Source organism: Citrobacter sp. CK199, assembly GCF_030333285.1.
GTDB classification, from domain to species: domain Bacteria; phylum Pseudomonadota; class Gammaproteobacteria; order Enterobacterales; family Enterobacteriaceae; genus Citrobacter_B; species Citrobacter_B koseri.
Genome location: NZ_JAOWGF010000024.1, coordinates 939,764 through 960,251 on the forward strand (window position 1 = coordinate 939,764; position 20,488 = coordinate 960,251).

23 protein-coding genes and 1 pseudogene are annotated in these 20,488 nt (G+C 53.9%); 4 read left to right on the forward strand and 20 right to left on the reverse strand.

Annotation, left to right across the window (positions count from 1 at the left end; all coding sequences use genetic code 11):
- Positions 1-12 precede the first annotated feature (12 nt).
- Both OGX75_RS08465 and OGX75_RS08470 read right to left on the reverse strand, forming a co-directional pair.
- Positions 13-285 carry a PTS sugar transporter subunit IIB gene (locus OGX75_RS08465; protein WP_024130155.1) on the reverse strand — a complete coding sequence of 91 codons (273 nt, stop codon included), beginning with the start codon at positions 283-285 and terminating at the stop codon, positions 13-15.
- Positions 286-367: 82 nt separating this feature from the next.
- Positions 368-811 (reverse strand): PTS sugar transporter subunit IIA, encoded by a 444-nt coding sequence (locus OGX75_RS08470; RefSeq protein ID WP_286451184.1) that lies wholly within the window; start codon positions 809-811, stop codon positions 368-370.
- Positions 812-1,061: 250 nt separating this feature from the next.
- Here OGX75_RS08470 and OGX75_RS08475 point away from each other — a divergent pair, with 250 nt between their 5' ends.
- Positions 1,062-2,081 (forward strand): LacI family DNA-binding transcriptional regulator, encoded by a 1,020-nt coding sequence (locus OGX75_RS08475; RefSeq protein WP_012131471.1) that lies wholly within the window; start codon positions 1,062-1,064, stop codon positions 2,079-2,081.
- 5 nt (positions 2,082-2,086) lie between these two features.
- Here the strand turns inward: OGX75_RS08475 and yfcD are convergent, their stop codons facing one another.
- Genes yfcD through yfcF form a run of 3 tightly spaced genes read right to left on the reverse strand, consistent with a single transcriptional unit; the run spans position 2,087 to position 3,948 of the window.
- Positions 2,087-2,641, reverse strand: coding sequence for an NUDIX hydrolase YfcD (yfcD, locus tag OGX75_RS08480; protein WP_012131470.1), 555 nt, complete (start codon positions 2,639-2,641; stop codon positions 2,087-2,089).
- Between the two features lie 55 nt (positions 2,642-2,696).
- Positions 2,697-3,248, reverse strand: a complete 552-nt coding sequence (gene yfcE / locus OGX75_RS08485) for a phosphodiesterase (protein WP_047462326.1) — start codon at positions 3,246-3,248, stop codon at positions 2,697-2,699.
- Between the two features lie 55 nt (positions 3,249-3,303).
- Positions 3,304-3,948 carry a glutathione transferase gene (gene yfcF / locus OGX75_RS08490; RefSeq protein ID WP_047462323.1) on the reverse strand — a complete coding sequence of 215 codons (645 nt, stop codon included), beginning with the start codon at positions 3,946-3,948 and terminating at the stop codon, positions 3,304-3,306.
- A 196-nt stretch (positions 3,949-4,144) separates the two neighbouring features.
- On the opposite strand from yfcF, the gene folX reads away from it, so the two are divergent.
- From folX to OGX75_RS08505, 3 genes are all read left to right on the forward strand, one after another.
- On the forward strand, positions 4,145-4,507 hold the full coding sequence (gene folX / locus OGX75_RS08495; RefSeq protein WP_012131467.1) for a dihydroneopterin triphosphate 2'-epimerase: 363 nt from the start codon (positions 4,145-4,147) through the stop codon (positions 4,505-4,507).
- Positions 4,508-4,526: 19 nt separating this feature from the next.
- Complete coding sequence (locus OGX75_RS08500) at positions 4,527-5,420, forward strand: TIGR01777 family oxidoreductase (protein ID WP_110493998.1); 894 nt, start codon at positions 4,527-4,529, stop codon at positions 5,418-5,420.
- Between the two features lie 70 nt (positions 5,421-5,490).
- Entirely contained in the window at positions 5,491-6,003 is a 513-nt protein-coding gene (locus tag OGX75_RS08505) for a GNAT family N-acetyltransferase (protein WP_049008706.1), read from the forward strand.
- Positions 6,004-6,100: 97 nt separating this feature from the next.
- On the opposite strand, the gene hisP is transcribed toward OGX75_RS08505, so the two are convergent.
- From hisP to pdxB, 15 genes and pseudogenes are all read right to left on the reverse strand, one after another.
- On the reverse strand, positions 6,101-6,874 hold the full coding sequence (gene hisP, locus OGX75_RS08510) for a histidine ABC transporter ATP-binding protein HisP (RefSeq protein WP_049008687.1): 774 nt from the start codon (positions 6,872-6,874) through the stop codon (positions 6,101-6,103).
- Positions 6,875-6,881: 7 nt separating this feature from the next.
- A complete protein-coding gene (gene hisM / locus OGX75_RS08515) occupies positions 6,882-7,598 on the reverse strand; it encodes a histidine ABC transporter permease HisM (protein ID WP_012131463.1) in 717 nt (238 codons plus the stop codon).
- Positions 7,595-8,281, reverse strand: coding sequence for a histidine ABC transporter permease HisQ (locus OGX75_RS08520; RefSeq protein WP_012131462.1), 687 nt, complete (start codon positions 8,279-8,281; stop codon positions 7,595-7,597). Before OGX75_RS08520 ends, hisM begins: the two co-directional genes overlap by 4 nt.
- 185 nt (positions 8,282-8,466) lie before the next feature.
- Positions 8,467-9,249, reverse strand: coding sequence for a histidine ABC transporter substrate-binding protein HisJ (hisJ, locus tag OGX75_RS08525; protein ID WP_012131461.1), 783 nt, complete (start codon positions 9,247-9,249; stop codon positions 8,467-8,469).
- A 247-nt stretch (positions 9,250-9,496) separates the two neighbouring features.
- Positions 9,497-10,279, reverse strand: coding sequence for a lysine/arginine/ornithine ABC transporter substrate-binding protein ArgT (gene argT, locus OGX75_RS08530; protein ID WP_012131460.1), 783 nt, complete (start codon positions 10,277-10,279; stop codon positions 9,497-9,499).
- A 288-nt stretch (positions 10,280-10,567) separates the two neighbouring features.
- Positions 10,568-11,143 (reverse strand): annotated as a pseudogene (locus OGX75_RS08535) (UbiX family flavin prenyltransferase); the annotation flags it as partial.
- Positions 11,144-11,234: 91 nt separating this feature from the next.
- Complete coding sequence (gene purF / locus OGX75_RS08540) at positions 11,235-12,752, reverse strand: amidophosphoribosyltransferase (RefSeq protein ID WP_012131457.1); 1,518 nt, start codon at positions 12,750-12,752, stop codon at positions 11,235-11,237.
- A 35-nt stretch (positions 12,753-12,787) separates the two neighbouring features.
- Positions 12,788-13,276 (reverse strand): colicin V production protein, encoded by a 489-nt coding sequence (gene cvpA, locus OGX75_RS08545; protein ID WP_012131456.1) that lies wholly within the window; start codon positions 13,274-13,276, stop codon positions 12,788-12,790.
- A 247-nt stretch (positions 13,277-13,523) separates the two neighbouring features.
- Positions 13,524-14,207: a cell division protein DedD gene (dedD, locus tag OGX75_RS08550; RefSeq protein WP_012131455.1), complete on the reverse strand. Its 684-nt coding sequence runs from the start codon at positions 14,205-14,207 to the stop codon at positions 13,524-13,526.
- A complete protein-coding gene (folC, locus tag OGX75_RS08555; protein ID WP_012131454.1) occupies positions 14,197-15,465 on the reverse strand; it encodes a bifunctional tetrahydrofolate synthase/dihydrofolate synthase in 1,269 nt (422 codons plus the stop codon). Before folC ends, dedD begins: the two co-directional genes overlap by 11 nt.
- A gap of 192 nt (positions 15,466-15,657) precedes the next feature.
- The gene (gene accD, locus OGX75_RS08560) at positions 15,658-16,572 is read right to left on the reverse strand and encodes an acetyl-CoA carboxylase, carboxyltransferase subunit beta (RefSeq protein WP_104868401.1); all 915 of its coding nucleotides are present in this window, start codon (positions 16,570-16,572) and stop codon (positions 15,658-15,660) included.
- Between the two features lie 152 nt (positions 16,573-16,724).
- A complete protein-coding gene (locus OGX75_RS08565; protein ID WP_012131452.1) occupies positions 16,725-17,384 on the reverse strand; it encodes a DedA family protein in 660 nt (219 codons plus the stop codon).
- 23 nt (positions 17,385-17,407) lie between these two features.
- Positions 17,408-18,220 carry a tRNA pseudouridine(38-40) synthase TruA gene (truA, locus tag OGX75_RS08570; RefSeq protein WP_012131451.1) on the reverse strand — a complete coding sequence of 271 codons (813 nt, stop codon included), beginning with the start codon at positions 18,218-18,220 and terminating at the stop codon, positions 17,408-17,410.
- On the reverse strand, positions 18,220-19,233 hold the full coding sequence (locus OGX75_RS08575) for an aspartate-semialdehyde dehydrogenase (protein ID WP_012131450.1): 1,014 nt from the start codon (positions 19,231-19,233) through the stop codon (positions 18,220-18,222). Before OGX75_RS08575 ends, truA begins: the two co-directional genes overlap by 1 nt.
- A gap of 61 nt (positions 19,234-19,294) precedes the next feature.
- The gene (pdxB, locus tag OGX75_RS08580; RefSeq protein ID WP_110493996.1) at positions 19,295-20,431 is read right to left on the reverse strand and encodes a 4-phosphoerythronate dehydrogenase PdxB; all 1,137 of its coding nucleotides are present in this window, start codon (positions 20,429-20,431) and stop codon (positions 19,295-19,297) included.
- Positions 20,432-20,488 lie beyond the last annotated feature (57 nt).

Sequence of the window (20,488 nt, forward strand, 5' to 3'; positions counted from 1 at the left end):
CTTGCAATAAGGTTATTGTTTGGCGAACCAGGCGCGCAGCTGCGCTTCAAGTTCATTAATATCGATAATGTTATTAATCACCACCAGCTGGCTTTCCGGCACGCTGGCGCTGGCGGCAATATCTTTCGCCATGACAAACAGATCCGCAGCGCCAGGCGTCGCCGAGGAGAGGTCGGAATGCTCAACATCGGCATCAATTTCAAGCTTCCTGAGCACTTTTTTAATATTCATTTCGACCATAAAACTACTGCCCAGGCCAGAACCGCAAATAGCCATAATTTTCATTATCATCACCTTCTTTTAAGTAGAGTACGCCCGCATCACGCAGGCGCGTAATGTGTCAGGTAATTCGGAATGCGTAATTAAATTAGAAACGTGCGATTATTGTTTTTATTTCCTCCAGCGACTTCGCCTGATGTAATTTATCCATATCGTCATCGCTGGAAAATAACTCTGCCAGCGCCGAAATCATTTCAATATGGCTGTGTTTGTCGGGTGCCGCGAGCATCACGATGATATCCACCGGATCGAACTCGCCCGCCCCAAATGAGACACCCTGCTCCAGCTTTAACAACGACAAGCCTAATCCCTTTGCTCCCTCTTCCGGTCGCGCATGCGGCATCGCCAGACCCGGCACCAGAACGTAATACGCGCCCAGCTTATGATGCTGCTCAACAATCGCCGTCACATATTCAGGTGTGATAACGCCAGCATCCAGCAGCGGTCTGGCGCATATTTCCAGCGCCTGCGGCCAGTTTTCCACTCTCGCCTGCCGCATGATGGTTGCATCCGTTAGCCAGTGATTGAGCACATATCCTCCTCGCGTGATTGCCAGATATGAGCAAACTTTATTCAAGCGCTGAAACCTTATCTGTGATCATATTCACAAAGATAGCGCTATCAAAAGTTATCAGTCAGATATGTGATAGCGCTATCAAAATACAATCAACGCGTGAAATCACAGCCTTAAACCGGATTTAAGGCGTATACTGCTATTCCCGTGAAGCGATGAATGACAATAAAAAAACATCTCAATACGTTGTAATTGCGCAGGAATCTGTATGTCTATAACTCGAAAACGGCGTAGTACTGGTAAGGTGACCATCGCCGATGTTGCTCAGCTTGCCGGTGTCGGCACCATGACCGTGTCCCGTGCGTTACGCACGCCTGAGCAAGTTTCCGATAAACTCCGGGAAAAAATCGAAGCCGCAGTGAATGAACTTGGTTATATGCCCAATCTTGCCGCAAGCGCGCTGGCTTCCGCCTCGTCACGAACCATCGCGATGGTCGTCCCAAACCTCACGGAAGCCGGTTGTTCAGAAATGTTTGCCGGACTTCAGCAAGTTTTACAGCCTGCGGGATACCAGATTATGCTGGCGGAGTCCCTTCACCATCTCGAACAGGAAGAGAAACTGCTGGAGACGCTGCTGGCCTCCAACATCGCCGCCGCCATTTTACTCAGCGTCGAGCACAGCGACACGGTGCGTCACTGGTTAAAAAACGCGTCGATTCCGGTGATGGAAATTGGCGCCATTCGTACCGATCCGATTGATATGAATATCGGTATTGATAACGTCGCGGCAATGTACGAACTGACCGAAATGCTCATTCAGCGCGGTTATCAGAATATTGGCCTGCTTTGCGCCAATCAGGAGCAGTGGATCTTTCAACAGCATTTGCAGGGCTGGTACAAGGCGATGTTGCGCCACCATATGTCGCCCAATCGCGTGATTAACGCCGCCCTGCCGCCAAACTTTTCCACCGGCGCCTCGCAGCTTCCCGAATTTATTCTGGCGTGGCCCGAGCTGGACGCGCTGGTGTGCGTATCCGATGAGCTGGCTTGCGGTGCGTTATATGAGTGTCAGCGCAGACGGATCAAAGTCCCTGACGATCTGGCGGTGGTAGGATTCGGCGACAGCGATGTGAGCCGGGTTTGTCAGCCGCCGTTAACGACAATGGCCGTACCGCATCGTAAGATAGGCCTTGAAGCCGGACGCGCGCTGCTGGAACGTCTGAAGGATGGCAACTGGAGCGATCGGAAACAGATCGCCTCCAGTTTATGCCTGCGGGATAGCTGTTAGAGACCTTATTCCGTCTCTTCTTGCTTCTCTTGCTTTGCCGATTCATTGTTGGCATTGCGGGTCATCCACAACGCCAGCGCTTTCAATGAGTCCGGGGTGAACTCATCGCAACGCGCCGTAATTTCTTCCGGCGTCAGCCAGCAGACTTCGCTGATCTCTTCTTCCTGAAGCGCGAATGGCCCATGAGAAACGCAGCTAAATAACCCGCCCCAGACACGGCAATTATCATCTTCAAAATAGAACTGACCGTGCTCAGCAAACGGCACGCCTGCGATACCCAGTTCTTCTTCCGCTTCACGTCGTGCAGACTCCAGCAGTTGCTCATCGGCCTGCACCACTCCACCTGCGGTGGCATCTAACATGCCGGGCAAAAAGTCTTTTGTCTCAGTACGGCGTTGAACCAGAATTTTGCCCATACCATCATGCACGACGATATACGTTGCACGATGACGTAAGCGCTGCGCTCGCATTTGCTCCCGGCTGGATTGCGCAATGACTTCGTTCTCTTCATTCACAATATCCACCCATTCAGTACTTGCCAAACGACGCTGTTCCACCATCAGGAAACCTTCTTTTTCTGGCGCTCTTACGGCGCATTTACAATTGTGGGGTAAATTACGGATTAATCGCGACCTGCGCAATGATACTTTGATCATTGAGTGCGATTACGCTCAAAACATTATCATCCAGAATGCCGTAGCTTGCTGCAAACCCACCTTTCGGGATGCTGACTGAGCCTGGATTAAAGTGATACAGCTCGCCGCGTTTTTCAGCGACCGGCAGATGAGTATGCCCATAAGCAAGAACGTCGCCCGCATTTAACGCGGGTACATTATCCGCCCCGAACAGGTGTCCGTGGGTCAGGAAGATGCGCCGGTTTTCCAGCAGCACTTGCTGCCACGGCGCGGTTATCGGGAAATGGAGCAGCATCTGATCCACTTCGCTGTCACAGTTTCCCCGTACCGCAATAATACGCGCCGCCTGCTCGTTCAGGCGTTCTGCCACCTGCGCCGGTGCGTAGCCTTCCGGCAGCGCGTTACGCGGCCCGTGATAAAGCACATCACCCAGTATCACCAGCCATTGCGCGCCACTTTGCGCAAACCGTTCAAGTACGCGCTCTGTCGCAGGTAACGAACCATGAATGTCCGATGCAAACATCAGTTTCATCACTCACTCCTCGTCATAAAAAACCGCTCTATGATACTGGATTATACGCGGATTATCAGCCTGAACGCTTTGCGGAAAGCGCAATAAAACGTTGAACGGAGGCGCGCTGCCACTGGAATGCTGCATATTCCGCCAGTGCCTCAGGAATCTCGTCGCCGTTGAGTACGAGGCGGTTAAGCATGAGCGCCAAATCGGTATCCGCAATACACCATTCGCCAAATAAATTCGGCTTACCGTGAGCGAGCAAACCACTGGCCGTCGCCACCAGTTTTGCCGCGCTCTCTTTCCCCGCTTCGCTCAACGGGCCTTTCCTGGCCGCCGCAAAGACCACATCCGTCGAACGTTCCTCGCGAATGGGCATTAAATCACTGCGTAACCACGCCTGAATCTGGCGCGCGCGGGCGCGTTTTTGCAGATCGTGCGGGTAGATGCGCTCCCACTGCGGCGGCGCAAAGCGATCTTCCAGATACTCGGTAATCGCCGACGACTCGCTAAGCTCAAAGCCATCGATTTCCAGCACCGGGACGCGGCGCGTTAACGCGTAGCCCTGCCATGAGGGCTGCAAATGCTCGCCGCTGCTCAGGTCAACGGTTTTGAGGCTAAAAGGCAGTCCTTTCTCCTGCAAGGCAACATAAACGGATAAGACGTAAGGAGAGAAAAAGTTAGCGTCTGACCAAAGCGTAATCTCGGGTTTGCTCATAATGTCCTCTTCGTTCTTTGGGCTTTCTCTCAAAATATAGAGTCTTTCGCATACTGTCACCTGATGAAAACTCATACTGAGCCCGGCAACAGAACGCGCAAGACTGCGGCCTTAGCAGAAGCCTGAGAGTCAGAGCGAATAACGCGGCCGGGTTCTCGTGTATCATGCAAAGGTTCAACCATGGAGGACGCCTGCAATGTCACAACCTGACGCTATTATTCGTATAAAAAACCTTCGTCTGCGCACGTTTATCGGTATCAAAGAGGAAGAGATCCTCAACCGCCAGGATATTGTTATTAACGTTGCCATTCACTATCCGGCGGAAAAAGCCCGCGTAAGCGAGGACATCAACGATGCGCTGAATTACCGCACCATCACAAAAAACATTATTCAGCATGTGGAGAGCAACCGATTCTCGCTGTTAGAAAAATTAACTCAGGATGTGCTCGACATCGCACGCGAACATCACTGGGTCACTTATGCTGAAGTAGAGATCGACAAACTTCATGCGCTGCGTTATGCCGATTCCGTCTCCATGACGCTCAGCTGGCGACGTTAAGCGCTATCCGGGAGGAAACATGCAGATTCTGATTACCGGCGGTACTGGCCTGATAGGACGCCACCTGATTCCCCGTCTGCTGGAGCTGGGGCATCAGGTGACGGTCGTCACACGGAGTCCCGATAAGGCGCGTCAGCTTCTCGACTCCCGGGTTGCGCTGTGGAAAGGGCTGGAGGACAGGCAAAACCTCAACGACATAGACGCCGTGGTCAACCTTGCTGGCGAGCCTATCGCCGACAAACGCTGGACCGCGCAGCAAAAAGAGCGTTTGTGTCAAAGCCGCTGGTCCATCACGCAAAAGCTGGCGGATTTGATCAACGCCAGCGAGACGCCCCCGTCCACGTTAATTTCCGGGTCTGCCGCAGGCTATTACGGCGATCTGGGCGAAGTTGTCGTAACGGAAGAAGAGCCGCCGCATAACGAATTTACCCATAAGTTATGCGCGCGTTGGGAGCAGATTGCCTGTAGCGCGCAAAGTGATAAAACGCGCGTTTGTCTGCTACGCACCGGCGTCGTCCTGGCGCCGGAAGGCGGCATTCTGGCCAAAATGATCCCGCCGTTTCGCCTGGGGCTGGGAGGGCCAATTGGCAATGGGCGTCAGTATCTGGCCTGGATCCATATTGATGATATGGTAAACGGTATTCTCTGGCTGCTGGATAACGACCTGCGCGGTCCGTTCAATATGGTTTCGCCTTATCCGGTTCGTAATGAACAGTTCGCCCATGCGCTGGGTCATGCGCTGAACCGCCCCGCAATCCTGCGCGTTCCCGCGACCGTCATCCGCCTGTTAATGGGGGAATCATCGGTACTGGTGCTGGGCGGACAGCGCGCATTGCCAAAAAGACTGGAGGCGGCGGGGTTTTCATTTCGCTGGTACGATTTAGAAGAAGCGCTGGCCGATGTGATCCGTTAAACCATTCACCTGGTCACTGTAGCCATTCCGGTGGTAAGGTAGTATGCCTGACTTCTGGAATGGCGATTTTATGGCGATAATAACCACCTCCCGATTGACCCTCTCCCTTTTTCAACCTACTGACTGGTCCTTTTTTCTCGCACTGCGTGAAAACCCTGAAATCATGCGTTATATGGCTGATATCACGCCGGAAAAAGACACTCGCCTGCTGTTCGCCCGTCGCCTCGTCTCAAAGCATACCTTCGTCATCCGCCTGCATAACAGCGATAAGCCTTTGGGCGACATTGGCTTACAAATTAGCCACCATTATCCGCAGGAAGCCGATATCGGCTATACGGTTCTCCCGGAAGCGCAAGGGAGAGGGATCGCCACAGAAGCCTTATATGCCGTCTGCGATTACGCCTTTACGCATACCAGCGTGAAAGCGATAAACGCCTATGTGCTGGCAGAGAATCACGCGTCTGTGCGCGTGCTGGAAAAGCGTGGTTTTACGCGGACTCAGGTGCTGGAAAACGCCTATGAGGTGAACGGCATCCGGTATGACGAATGGGTATACCGTCTGGAAAGCGAGATGGGGCGATAATCGCCGGATGGCGGCGATGCCTTATCCGGCCTACGTGTCGGCCCGGTAAGCACAGAGTCACCGGGCAAAATTGTTTCTCTGAGCGACGGATAAACCGCTACTTCAGCGAGCCTTTCAGGAACTGTTGCAAACGCGGGCTTTGCGGGTTGCCGAATACCTGCTCTGGATCGCCTTCTTCTTCGATTTTCCCCTGATGCAGGAAAATCACATGGGTGGAAACATGGCGGGCAAATCCCATTTCATGCGTCACCACCACCATCGTTTTCCCCTCTTCCGCTAACTGCTGCATGATACGCAAGACTTCGCCTACCAGTTCGGGGTCAAGCGCCGATGTCGGCTCATCAAACAGCAGCACCTCAGGTTCCATCGCCAACGCGCGGGCAATCGAGACGCGCTGCTGCTGACCACCAGAGAGGTGTACCGGGTATTTTCCCTGCGCACGTTCATCAATACCGACTTTCGCCAGGTATTTCACCGCACGCTCGCGCGCTTCATGTTTGCTTAATCCCAGCACCTGAATCGGCGCTTCCATAACGTTCTCCAGCACCGTCATGTGGCTCCAGAGATTGAAGTGCTGAAATACCATCGTCAGGCGCGTACGCAGCAGCCGCAGCTGGTTTTTATCGGCGACCTTGAGCTGGCCGTCTTTATCACGCACCAGGGAAATATTCTGGCCGCTCACCACAATCGACCCTTCGCTCGGTTTTTCGAGGAAGTTAATACAGCGCAGAAAGGTACTCTTACCGGAGCCAGACGATCCGATAATACTGATCACATCTCCGGCGTTAGCCTGTAGCGATACCCCTTTCAGCACCTCATGTTCGCCGTAGCGCTTGTGCAAATCGATAACGTTTAATTTATTCTCAGACATCGTATTCTCAGTGCGTTGAAGAAGGTTTCACGTGCTGGAGCCAGCGCTTTTCCGCTTTACGGAACAGGCTAATCAGGACATACGAAATAATCAAATACAGCACAGCGGCAATGCCGAATGCGGTAAACGGTTGATAGGTTGCCGAGTTAATATCACGGGCGATTTTCAGCAAATCCGGCACCGTCGCGGTAAACGCCAGCGCGGTTGAGTGCAGCATCAGGATCACTTCGTTACTGTATGCTGGCAGCGCGATACGCAGCGCGGAAGGTAAAATAATACAGCGATACATTTTGAACGATGAGAAGCCATACGCCCGCGCCGCTTCAATTTCCCCGTGCGGTACTGAACGGATGGCGCCAGCGAAAATCTCCGTGGTATAGGCGCAGGTATTCAGCGTCAACGCCAGAACGGTACAGTTAAGACCGCTACGGAAAAACGCGTTGAGGAGATCGGTTCCTTTCACGATCTCCAGCGTGTACATCCCGGAATAGAACACCAGCAGTTGCACATACAGCGGCGTACCGCGAAAAACATAGGTAAACAACCAGATGGGGAACTGGATAAATTTGTTGCTGGAAACGCGGCCAATCGCCAAAAACAGCGCCAGAATGCCGCCCATCACCACCGAGGAGATCAGCAACCACAGCGTAATGGCCACGCCGGTAAAGCGATAGCCATCGCTCCAGAGCAGGGATTTCCAGTACTCCTGAATAATCTCGATCACAGGTCAGCCCTCTTCACACCCACGGAGTAGCGGCGCTCGAGGAACAGCAGCACACCATTGGAAACCGTTGTAAATACCAGATAAATCAGCCCGCACACTACGGCGAAATAGAATGGCTCCCAGGTGCTCTTGCCGGCCAGCTGCGTGGCTTTGACCACATCTTCCAGCCCGAGCAGCGAAACCAGCGCCGTCGCTTTGAGGATAACCTGCCAGTTATTACCAATCCCCGGTAAGGCGTAGCGCATCATCGCCGGGAACATAATCCGCCGGAATATTTGCGAACCGGTGAAACCGAATGCCGTCGCCGCTTCAATATGCCCTTTGGGCACCGCCATAAACGCGCCACGGAAAGTTTCCGTAAAGTACGCGCCATAGATAAAACCCAGGGTGATAATACCGGCGACCATCGGATCAATATCAATCTGCCCTATTCCCATCGCGTCGGTCACCGCATTGAGCGCGATTTGTAACCCGTAGAAAATCAGCAGCATTAAAACCAGATCCGGCACCCCACGAATCAGGGTGGTATAGCCTTCGAAAATAAGTCCCGTCACCCGGTTTTGCGAAAGTTTCGCGCCCGCGCCGACAAGACCGATCAGCACGGCCAGCACAACTGAGCTGAGGGCCAGCTCAAGCGTGACAAGCGCGCCCTGAAAAATAACACCTGAAAACCCGTACAACATGCTGCCTGTCCTGTCGTGTGTGGTGAGTAAGACGCCTCTTTTGATCTCAGTCGAACCGTTAAATGCCGGATGGCGGCTTTGCCTTATCCGACCTACAAAATCTCTGTAGGCCTGATAAGCGCAGCGCCATCAGGCATAAAATCAGCGCGTCAAAAATCTGCGGGCGTTATCTGCACCAGCGGCGATTAACCGCCGTAAACATCAAAATCAAAGTACTTTTTCGCCAGCTTCTCGTAAGTACCGTCAGCACGCATTTCCGCAAATGCTTTGTTCAGGGCTTCGCGCAGTTCGTTATCCTCTTTGCGCAGCCCCATACCCGTACCCACACCGAACAGTTTCTCGTCTTTCACTGACGGGCCGCCGAATTTGTAATCTTTGCCTACAGGCTGCTTCAGGAAGCCTTCGCTGGCTGCGACTTCATCCTGGAAAGCGGCATCGATACGCCCTGCCGTCAGGTCGGAATAGATATTGTCCTGACCCTGGTAAGAGACAATTTCAATGCCTTTCGGCGCCCAGTGCTCATTACCAAACGTTTCCTGCGTGGTGCCCTGCAATACGCCAACACGCTTGCCTTTCAGGGACTCAACGGTCGGTTGAATATCAGAATCTTTGGCGACGACCAGGCGAGAGTCTGCTGCATAGAACTTGTCGGTAAACGCGATTTCCTGCTGACGCTTTTCGGTGATGGAAAGCGAGGACATGATGGCATCGATTTTCTTCGCTTTTAACGAGGGGATCAGCGCATCCAGCGGGTTTTCCACGAAGGTACATTGTGTATTAATGCGTTTGCACAGCTCTTTGGCCAGATCGATATCAAAACCGACCAATTCACCCTGTGCATTTTTCGATTCAAAAGGGGCATAAGTCGGATCGGTACCGATACGAACTTTTTGCGGAATGGCTGCAAATGCTGCGGTAGCACTGGAGAAAGCCAGGACCAGAGAAAGAGACAACACCAGTTTTTTCATAACTATCCTCAACAGACTGTCTTTTATAGGGGATCTTTACAGGACCAGGTGCAGTTATCGTGCCATTAATCGGGCCGACAAGGCAAAGCATTCTACCCTGTCAGCCGGTTTATTTTGCATGAAAAGCGCTTAAGTATGCATTCATGCTCATTTTGACAGCGACAAACGCACCATGATGGTGCAAATCTCTCATCACGCACCGTGATGGTTAACCAAAACGGTGCGCAACACTCCCCGCAGCAACCTGTCAGTCGCCGTAGACGTTAAAGTCAAAGTACTTTTTCGCCATCTTGTCGTAGGTGCCGTCAGCACGCAGATCGCTCAGCGCTTTATCAAACGCCGCTTTCAGCTCGGTATCGTCTTTACGCAAGCCAACCCCGGTGCCGTCGCCAAAGTACTTTTTATCTTTCACGGAAGGACCGGCAAACGCATAGTCCTTGCCCGCAGGCTGTTTGAGGAACCCTTCGCTGGCCGCAACTTCATCCTGCAATGCAGCATCAAGACGGCCCGCCGTCAGGTCGGAATAGATGAGATCCTGGTTCGCGTAGGCCACAACATCCACGCCTTTGCTGCGCCAGTTATCATTCGCATAGGCTTCCTGAGTGGAGCCTTGCAGTACGCCAACGTGCTTGCCCTTCAGCGAGTCAATCGTCGGCTGGACAGATGAGCCTTTCGCGGCAATCAGGCGCGAGTCGGCGGCATACAGTTTGTCGGAGAAGGCAATCTCCTGCTGGCGTTTCTCGGTAATGGAGAGCGATGAAATGATGGCATCGATTTTCTTCGCTTTCAGGGAAGGAATCAGCGCGTCAAAATCGCTACCGACCCAGGTGCATTTGATCTGCATACGCTTGCACATCTCATTGCCCAGATCGATATCAAAACCGACAAAATCCCCTTTGGCATCTTTCGATGAGAAAGGCGCATATGTCGCGTCTGTACCAATACGAACCGTCTGCGGTAGCGCTGCGTAGCTGGCCGCCGTTGCGGAAAGTCCTACCAGCAAAGACAAAGCGAGAACTGTCTTCTTCATACATAACCCTCAAGTGGCGTAATTTTATTATGTTTTGCATTGTGTTGTGTGTTTGCAGACTTTTTCATGCAGGTCTTATGCCATTTTCACGTCGGCGTCCCTATTTGACGTTAAATATGTTAATAAAACGTTGCAATATTGTCCTGATGTTGAAGATAGCAGGTATGACGGTTGAACCGCAGCGTTTCGGTCGCTTTTAGCGAATTAAATGTTGAGGATATGATCGCGGTTACAAAATTGCCCTGAAACAGGGCAATTTGTGCAAAAACGCACTGTGAACGGGCAGCGTTATGCACCCTGCCAACGGGTGAAAAGATCGTGCGGCAACGTGATATCAAACTGATCCAGAACACGATTAACCGTCTGATTAATCACATCATCCAGCGTTTGCGGGCAATGATAAAACGCGGGAACCGGTGGCATAATAACGGCGCCAATTTCAGCCGCCTGAGTCATGAGGCGCAGGTGTCCTAAATGCAGCGGCGTTTCCCGCACGCACAACACCAGCGGGCGGCGTTCTTTCAGGACAACATCCGCCGCACGGGTGAGAAGTCCGTCAGTATAGCTGTGCACAATACCGGAGAGCGTTTTGATCGAGCACGGTAAAATCACCATCCCCGCCGTCTGAAAGGAGCCAGAAGAGATACTGGCGGCAATATCGCGCGCATCATGGGTGACATCGGCCAGAGCCTGCACCTCCCGCAAGGAAAATTCGGTTTCCAGCGCAAGCGTCTGACGCGCAGCCGGACTCATCACCAGGTGGGTCTCCACATCCGCCACGTCACGCAGAACCTGCAACAAGCGCACGCCATAAATCGCGCCGCTGGCGCCGCTAATCCCTACAATGAGTCGTTTCATGATTTTTGCCCTTTCTTGCGTCTGGGCTGACTTTGCAGGATTTTACGGGGCGTTGCAAGCAAGGGCGCGGATTGCGCGCCCTTGCCGGGAGGAGAGATTAACCTTCGTTATGCATTTCCAGGTTTTCCACTTCGTTCTGACGCTGCATCGCTTTGACGTCGTCGTTACGCAGGGAATCCAGATAATCGAGATACTGCTGGTCAACGTCTTTCGTGACATACACGCCGTTAAAGACCGAACATTCAAACTGCTGAATATCCGGGTTCTCAGCGCGAACAGCTTCAATCAGATCGTCCAGATCCTGGAAGATAAGCCCATCAGCGCCGATGATCTGGCGAATTTCATCCACTTCACGACCGTGAGCAATCAGCTCATTTGCCGTTGGCATATCAATACCGTAAACGTTCGGGAAGCGAATTTCCGGTGCCGCAGAAGCCAGATAGACCTTCTTCGCGCCTGCTTCACGGGCCATCTCAATAATCTGTTCAGAGGTGGTGCCGCGCACGATGGAGTCATCCACCAGCAGGACGTTCTTATCGCGGAATTCAGCGCGGTTGGCGTTCAGCTTGCGACGCACGGACTTACGGCGCAACTGCTGGCCCGGCATGATAAACGTCCGGCCAACGTAGCGGTTTTTCACAAAGCCCTGGCGGTACGGTTTACCCAGAATGCGGGCGATTTCCAGCGCGATATCGCAGGAGGTTTCTGGAATCGGGATCACCACGTCGATATCCAGATCTTCCCATTCACGGGCAATTTTTTCGCCCAGCTTCGTCCCCATATTCACGCGGGCGCTGTAGACGGAAATTTTGTCGATGAACGAGTCCGGGCGCGCAAAGTAGACGTATTCGAACAGGCACGGATTGCTGACCGGGTTATCCGCGCACTGGCGGGTAAACAACTGGCCTTTTTCGGTGATGTACACCGCTTCGCCCGGTGCCACATCGCGCAGGAATTCGAAGCCCAGCGTATCAAGCGCCACGCTTTCGGACGCAACCATATATTCAGTGCGGCCATCGCCAATGTCGCGCTTGCCCAGCACCAGCGGGCGGATGCCGTTCGGATCGCGGAAAGCCACCATACCGTGCCCGATAATCATCGCCACACAGGCATACGCGCCGCGAATCTGGCGGTTGGTCGCGGCAATGGCGGCAAAAATGTTATCGGCTTCCAGCGGATAATGACGGAAGTTATCCAGCTCGCTGGCAAAAATATTGAGCAGGATTTCAGAATCTGACGTGGTGTTGATGTGACGACGTTTTTCTTCAAACAGCTTTTTACGCAGCTCATGCGCGTTGGTCAGGTTGCCGTTATGAGCAAGCGTGATGCCATACGGCGAGTTGACGTAAAAAGGTTGAGCTTCGGAGGCGCTGGAGCTGCCAGCCGTTGGGTAACGCACATGCCCGATGCCCATATTGCCCTGCATACGCTGCATATGGCGAGCTTCAAAAACATCGCTCACCAGCCCGTTTGCCTTACGCAAGCGGAAGCAGTTGTTGGCATCAATGGTGATGATGCCAGCGGCATCCTGACCACGATGCTGGAGCACCGTTAACGCGTCATAAATCGACTGGTTTACCGGCATAACACCGGCGATACCGACAATACCGCACATACGTCTTTTCCTCGTTAAGCCACATCTCAGAACCGTTACGTTCTGGGCAAGAAACTTGACGAGCTTTGCAGATAGTCAAAGAACCATCTGATGATAAAACTGAACTGCGGGATAAGCTGCGACTTGCTCCAGTCTTCGCTTTTCGACAGGCCGGTAAACGTATCGAGAAAGAACAGAATGGCGGCGACGATTAACGCTCCTCGCAGCGCGCCAAAACAGATCCCCAACACCCTGTCAGTACCCGACAGGCCGGTTTTCTCCACCAGCTGACCTATCACAAAGTTCACGATAGCGCCGACGATAAGCGTCGCGATAAACAGTATCGCGATAGCAATCCCATTTCGAACCAGTTCGTCTTCAAAGCCCGTAAACCAGACAGACAGGTAAGTGTAGTAATGGCTGGCGACAAAGAAAGCACAACCCCATGTCACCAACGATAACGCTTCACGAACAAAGCCACGGATCAGGCTAACCAGACAGGAAAAACCAATCACCGCGATAATGGCGTAATCAATCCAGACCATATGTGTCCCACGATTTTACGCCCTGTCGTCCTGTTCGGGGCGCATTCTAACAGAAAAAGAAAACGTTTGCGTAGGGATTTCCTTCCCGTGCGTAAATAAAAATGGCGCTGAAAAAATATTCAACGCCATCAAACTTTTTGCCTCTTCGGGCATTGCCGGATGGCGGTGCAAGCACCTTATCCGGCCTGGAAAACAGTACACCGTAGGCCTGATAAGACGCGCAGCGTCGCCGTCAGGCAGCAGTGGCTTAGTTCGGGCTGTAACCCATCACCACGCCACTCAAACCGGAGATCTGCTGTAACTCGCCAAGAGAATTTTTCAGCTTGTCTCTTGAGGCGTCAGGCCCGACGAGGATACGGGTTATTTTACCCTGTACCGGCGTTGACGGAGAAGTATATACCCGGAAGCCCGCGCCACGAAGTTTACCCACTATCTCATTGACCTTATCGGCATTTTTCAACGCCCCCAACTGCACAACGTACGCTTTACCCGTTGGCGCGGGTTTTTCTTCAGCAGCAGGTTTCGGCTCAGGCGCCGGTGTCGGCGTTGCCGCTACCGGTTGCTGCGGCTTCGGCTGTGGCTTCGGTTTTTCAACCGGTTTCGGCTTCGGTGGCTCAACAGGTGCGGGGACAGGATCGAAACTGGCGTTGTTTTCCGCAGCAAAACGGGAAGGGTCCAGAGACGGCGCTGCCGCATCTCCGGCACGCACCTCCTCAGCAGCGCCTTCAGGCGGCTGGGTCGGCAACGCCTGTGTTGCGGCTGGCATCATATCAGGCTCATCGCGATCGCCAGGCTTTGGCACCAGCGGGATCGCCGCGAACTCATCCTGATAATGTTTTTTCTGCCCGTCGAGCAACCCGGGAAGCACAATCACCCCGAGAGCGACCAGCACGATTGTGCCAACTAAACGATTCTGAAACTTACTCGCCACCGCTTCTCCCCGCGTCCATCACTTCCATGACATGTGCAACCGTGTGAAATGATCCACACACCAGCACGGTATCTTCTGGTTTCGCCTCTGCCAGCGCTGCATGCCACGCCAGCGCGACACTGTCATAGACAGTGCCTTTGCCCAGATGTTCCAGCAATTGCTCCGCCGTCGCGCCGCGCGGCCCTTCCAGCGGCGCGCAATACCAGTCGTCGACCACGCTTTTCAGCCAGGCTAACGTCCCTGCGATATCTTTATCATGTAGCATACCGATAACGGCAAGTATACGCCCGTTTTTCGGCAACATTTTCAGGCGTTCTGTCAGATATTCCGCAGCATGGGGATTATGTGCGACATCCAGAATCACCCGTGGCGATTCGCTCACTATCTGGAAACGACCGGGCAAAATCGCCCGGGCAATACCGTCACGAATCGCCTGCTCGCTGATGTTCAGCCCGCTGGCGCGCAGTGCCGCCAGCGCGGTGGCGGCGTTAGGCTGAGGCACCTGCGGCAGCGGAAGATTCGCCAGCGTACCTTCGCCGTCCGTAAACGACCAGCCGTCGCCCGTCACATCATAATGCCAGTCCACGCCGCGACGCTGTAACTGCGCCCCGGTTTCCTGCGCCACATCGGCGATGGTATACGGCATTTCCGGTTCGCCGACGATAGCCGGTTTTTCCGCCCGGAAGATCCCCGCCTTCTCACGCCCGATACTTTCGCGGTCCGGCCCCAGCCAGTCGGTATGATCCAGCGCAATGCTGGTCACTACCGCAACATCCGCATCAACAATATTGGTCGCGTCCAGACGTCCGCCCAGCCCGACTTCCAGAATCACCACGTCAAGCTGAGCCTGCTTAAACAGCCACAGCGCCGACAGCGTGCCATATTCAAAGTAGGTCAGAGAAATGTCTTCGCGCGCGGCCTCAATCTCGGCGAACGAGGCGGTATGAGCAGACTCCGGCAACTCGTTTCCCTGCACGCGAACGCGCTCGGTATAGCGCACAAGATGCGGAGAACTGTAGACGCCCACTTTATAGCCCGCCGCCGTCAGCACAGACTCCAGCGTGCGGCAGGTTGTTCCTTTACCGTTAGTACCCGCCACCGTAAAGACAAACGGCGCGGGTTTCAGCACGCCCAGACGCGCCGCAACCCGGCTTACGCGTTCCAGACCCAAATCGATAGTTTTACTGTGCAGGTTTTCCAGATAAGAAAGCCACGCTGCCAGGGGCGACGCGGCTTGGGGAATGCGTTTATTGTCCATGATGCCTGTAAATTTATTACGTTGAGAAAAGCAAAAGGCAGCGCCAGCTGGCCCTGCCCTTTTGTACTCGTCGTCTTTCAAGCTGCAGGTGTGTTGGCTGCTCTCGCTCACCCGAATCACTTGCCTGTGCAAGCTCATCGGGATTCGCTCTCTTGCCGCCTTCCTGCAACTCGAAATCCATAGAGTAAATTATCAGGCCTCGGGTTCCTGATCGGGTACCGGCGGCACCACCTCGCCTTCGCGCGGCGCATCCGGGTTCGGCGCCGGAAGATTCATCAGCTTCGCCAGAACGCTTGCCAGTTTCAGGCGCATTTCCGGGCGGCGGACGATCATATCGATAGCGCCTTTTTCAATCAGAAACTCACTGCGCTGGAATCCCGGCGGCAGTTTCTCACGTACGGTTTGTTCAATAACACGCGGGCCCGCAAAACCGATTAACGCTTTCGGTTCTGCAATATTGAGATCGCCGAGCATCGCAAAACTTGCGGAAACGCCGCCCATTGTCGGATCGGTCAACACGGAGATATACGGCAGACCACGCTCCTGCATTTTCGCCAGCGCAGCGGAGGTTTTCGCCATCTGCATCAGCGACATCAGCGCTTCCTGCATACGCGCGCCGCCGGAAGCGGAGAAGCAGATCAGCGGGCAGTTATCTTCCAGCGCCTGCTCAACGGCACGGACAAAACGCGCGCCGACCACAGACCCCATAGAACCGCCCATAAAGGAGAACTCAAACGCCGCCGCGACAACCGGCATGTCGTGGAGCGTACCTTTCATCACCACCAGCGCGTCTTTCTCGCCGGTTTCCTTCTGCGCGGAAGCCAGACGATCTTTATACTTCTTGGAGTCACGGAACTTCAGCACATCTTTCGGCTCAAGTTCGCTGCCCAGTTCCACAAGGCTTCCTTCATCTAACAGGCTATGCAGGCGATTGCGCGCCGACATGCGCATATGATGGTCACACTTCGGACAGACCTCAAGATTACGTTCCAGCTCAGCACGGTATAAAACCTGACCGCAGCTATCACACTTGGTCCACACCCCTTCAGGAATGCTTGCCTTGCGGGTGGGAGTAATGTTGCTTTTAATTCGTTCAATCCAGCTCATTAGTGACCTTTCTGCCTGAACCTTAGTCGTCAGCTTTGTTATCAGGAGCGCATAATGCCATTTTTGCCCCCAACAGACTATGAATGTTGCACATTAAAACATAACAGCCCGAAACTTTGGATAAAAAAGTGGTCGAACCGCTGAGTTACTTTCTATTTTGCGGCACGCGACGCAGCGCGCTTATGACGAATGATTTCAACCACGCCTGGCAATATCGACACCACAATAATCCCTACGATCAGTAACTTAAGGTTATCCTGAATCATAGGGATCGTACCGAAGAAATACCCCGCATATGTGAAGAGCAGCACCCATAAAAGCGCGCCAATGACGTTATACGCGGCAAAATGGCGATAAGACATATGTCCCATACCCGCAACAAACGGCGCAAAGGTTCTGACAATCGGGACAAAACGGGCCAGAATAATGGTTTTCCCGCCATGCTTCTCATAAAACTGGTGCGTCTTATCAAGGTAACTGCGACGGAAAATTTTTGAATTCGGGTTACTGAATAACCGTTCGCCAAACAATCTGCCGATCGTGTAGTTCACCGCATCGCCGACAATCGCGGCGATCAGCATTAACATCACCATAATATGTACGTTGAGATCGTTGGTTTCCAGCGACGCCAACGCGCCCGCCACAAACAGCAACGAATCCCCCGGCAGAAACGGCGTCACCACCAGTCCGGTTTCACAAAACAGGATCAGGAACAGAATGGCATATACCCAGACGCCGTATTCCGCGACCAGCTCCGCCAGGTGCACGTCAATGTGCAGGATAAAATCAATCAGAAAATAAATCAGGTCCATATTGATGCCTTATACGACTCAAATTAGTCCGCCAGAAACAGCGGGCCCAGTGGCGTTTTGGGAAGGTCAAACCGTTCCGGGTAATCAACCGCAACCAGATACAACCCTTCCGCTTTCGCCGTTGCTGCTGAAAGCCGCCTGTCCTTCGCCGCCAGCAACTCTGCTATCCAGCTCTCCGGCTGGTTGTGGGCGCCTACTTCCATCAGGCTACCGACAATATTCCTGACCATATGATGTACAAAGGCATTGGCTTTGATATCGACCACCACATACGCACCGTGACGCGTCACGTTAATGTGCATCACGTTTCGCCACGGCGTACGCGACTGGCACTGTACCGCGCGAAACGAGGTAAAATCATTTTCACCAATCAGACACTGCGCCGCCCGGTGCATACGTTCTGCGTCCAGCGGCTCATAAAAGTGCGTAACCCCATGACCTAAAATCGCCGGGCGCAACCGATGATTGTAGATGATGTAGCGATAACGGCGAGCCGTTGCGCTAAACCGGGCGTGAAAATCCTCAGGTACAGCTTTAACCCAACGAACCGCGATGTCACCAGGTAAATTCGCATTTACACCCAGCGTCCACGCCGCGTCTTTACGCAACGCGGTGGTTTCAAAATGCACCACCTGCCCCGTTCCGTGTACGCCAGCGTCTGTCCGCCCGGCGCAAAACACGTTAACAGGTTCGTTGGCAACCTGAGAAAGCGCTTTTTCCAGCTTTTCCTGAACGCTGCGCACTTCGTTCTGGCGTTGCCAACCATAATATTTGCTGCCGTCGTACTCAATGCCCAGCGCAATTTTATAAACTGGCGGTTGTTCCACTGCTGACATCAGTACAGGTACTCCTGTACCAGTTTTTCCGCGGTTTTAACCGCCATCAGCGCGCCGCCAAAGCGAACGTTATCGGCCACCGACCAGAACTGAACCTGCTCCGGCATGCCATAATCGTTACGCACACAACCGACAGAAAGCTGCGGATTGCCAGACGCATCGCCCACCTGAGTCGGGAAGTCAGTCTCTTCAGACAGCACAATATCTTCGCCGCGAGAAAAGGCATCGCGCGCCTCTTCCGCTGCCAGCGGGCGCAGCGCTTCAAAACTGACCATTTGCGCATGACCATAAAATACCGGCGACTGAATGCAACTGGCGGAAATCATCAGCCCGTCGTCTTGCAAAATCTTACGCACTTCGTCAACGATACGGCGCTCTTCGCGCACGCTGCCTTCACTGTCCGGCAGGAGCGGCAGCATGTTAAACGCCAGTTGGCGACCAAAGAAATCATCTTCGTCGATAGGGATACCGTTGAGCAGTTTCGCGCTCTGACCGGCCAGCGCATCCACCGCTTTTTTCCCGTGTGCCGAGGCAGAAAGCAGGCTGGTGACGCTAATGCGCGACAGACCGCCTTCATCAATCAGCGGCTTCAGCGAGGCCAGCAACTGGCTGGTCAGGCTGTTGGCTACGGCGATCACATTGCGGTTGCGGTAATCGGCCAGCACAGACGGGTTCACTTCCGGCACCACTAATGGCACATCCGGTTCCAGGGCAAACAGGCCGCTGCTGTCGATCACCAGACAGCCCGCATTGGTGGCTTCCTCAACCCATGCGGCAGAGGCTTCAGCGCCAGCGACAAAAAACGCCAGTTGCGCCTGCGTCCAGTCAAAATCAGCGACATCCTGCACAATGACCGACTTGCCGCTATAGCGCAGATGTTCGCCCGCACTTTCATTACGCGCCAGCGCATAAATCTCACCGACCGGGAACTGACGTTCAGCCAGCGTTTCGAGCAGGGCTTCGCCTACGGCGCCTGTTGCGCCCAGGATGGCAATGTTCCAGCCTTCAGACATGGTGGTTTACTCCAGAAATAGCAAAGCTCCCCGCGCTATGCAGGGAGCGACAAAAAGAATGTTAATGGGCCGGATGATGAACGGCGTTGAAACCGAGCTTATGCAGCAGCGTGGCGGCACTGGCATCGTCGCACATCACGTACAAGGAAGACCATTCACGGCGCTCAAGGTAATTCTTACGCAGCTTATCAAACTCGCCCGGAATTCCGGCGACTTTACGCAGTGGCGCATCATCGCGGCGCACATCATACACCAAATGCACCAGCCTTTTCAGCGTCGGCTGATCCAGCGGGCCATGCAGCGTAATACGCCCAAACTCCGGCGCGGGTAGCAGCGTATCCAGCGCCACTTTTTGCGCCCGTCCGATAAACGTACTATAGGCTTCAAAGACCTGCGTGGTGCCGCGCGCCTTCCCTTCCAGGGTATAACCGGCAATGTGCGATGTGCCGATATCAATTTTTTCCAGCAGCGCCACGTTAAGATCGGGCTCCCCTTCCCAGACATCAAGCACCACGCTCAGCGACTGCCCGGCATTCAGGCGCGCCAGCAGCGCGGTGTTATCCACCACCGGGCCGCGACAGGCGTTAATCAGAATCGTCCCCGGCTTCAGCCGCCCGATCAGCGCCTCATCCGCCAGGTGCAGCGTCTTGTAAGGCCCCTCTTTATACAACGGCGTGTGGAACGTCAGAATATCCGCTTCCTGGACCAGTTCATCCAGCGAGCGGAAATCACCTTCATCGCCCCGGTCCGCACGCGGCGGATCGCACAGCAAAGTACGAATGCCCAACGCTTCCAGCCTCGCCTGCAAGCGAGCGCCAACATTACCTACGCCGACAATCCCCACGGTGCGGTCGCTTAAAGCAAAACCGTCACGCTCCGCCAGCATCAGTAAAGCGGAAAAGACATATTCAACAACAGCGATAGCATTGCAGCCAGGCGCCGCTGAAAACCCCACGCCAGCCTGCTTAAGCCACGCCTCATCCACATGATCGGTACCGGCGGTTGCGGTGCCGACAAATTTGATGGATTTCCCCCCAAGCAGCGCTTCATTCACTTTGGTGACTGAACGCACCATTAACGCATCCGCATCATCAAGTTCTGCAACGGGAATGGGGCGACCGGGAACCGCTTTGACCTCGCCCAGACGGCTAAATAATTCGCGGGCATAAGGCATATTTTCATCAACGAGGATTTTCACGTCTGCGTACCTGTTTGAGAACGAGAGTTAACCGGGCAAGTGTGCCATAATCTGGCC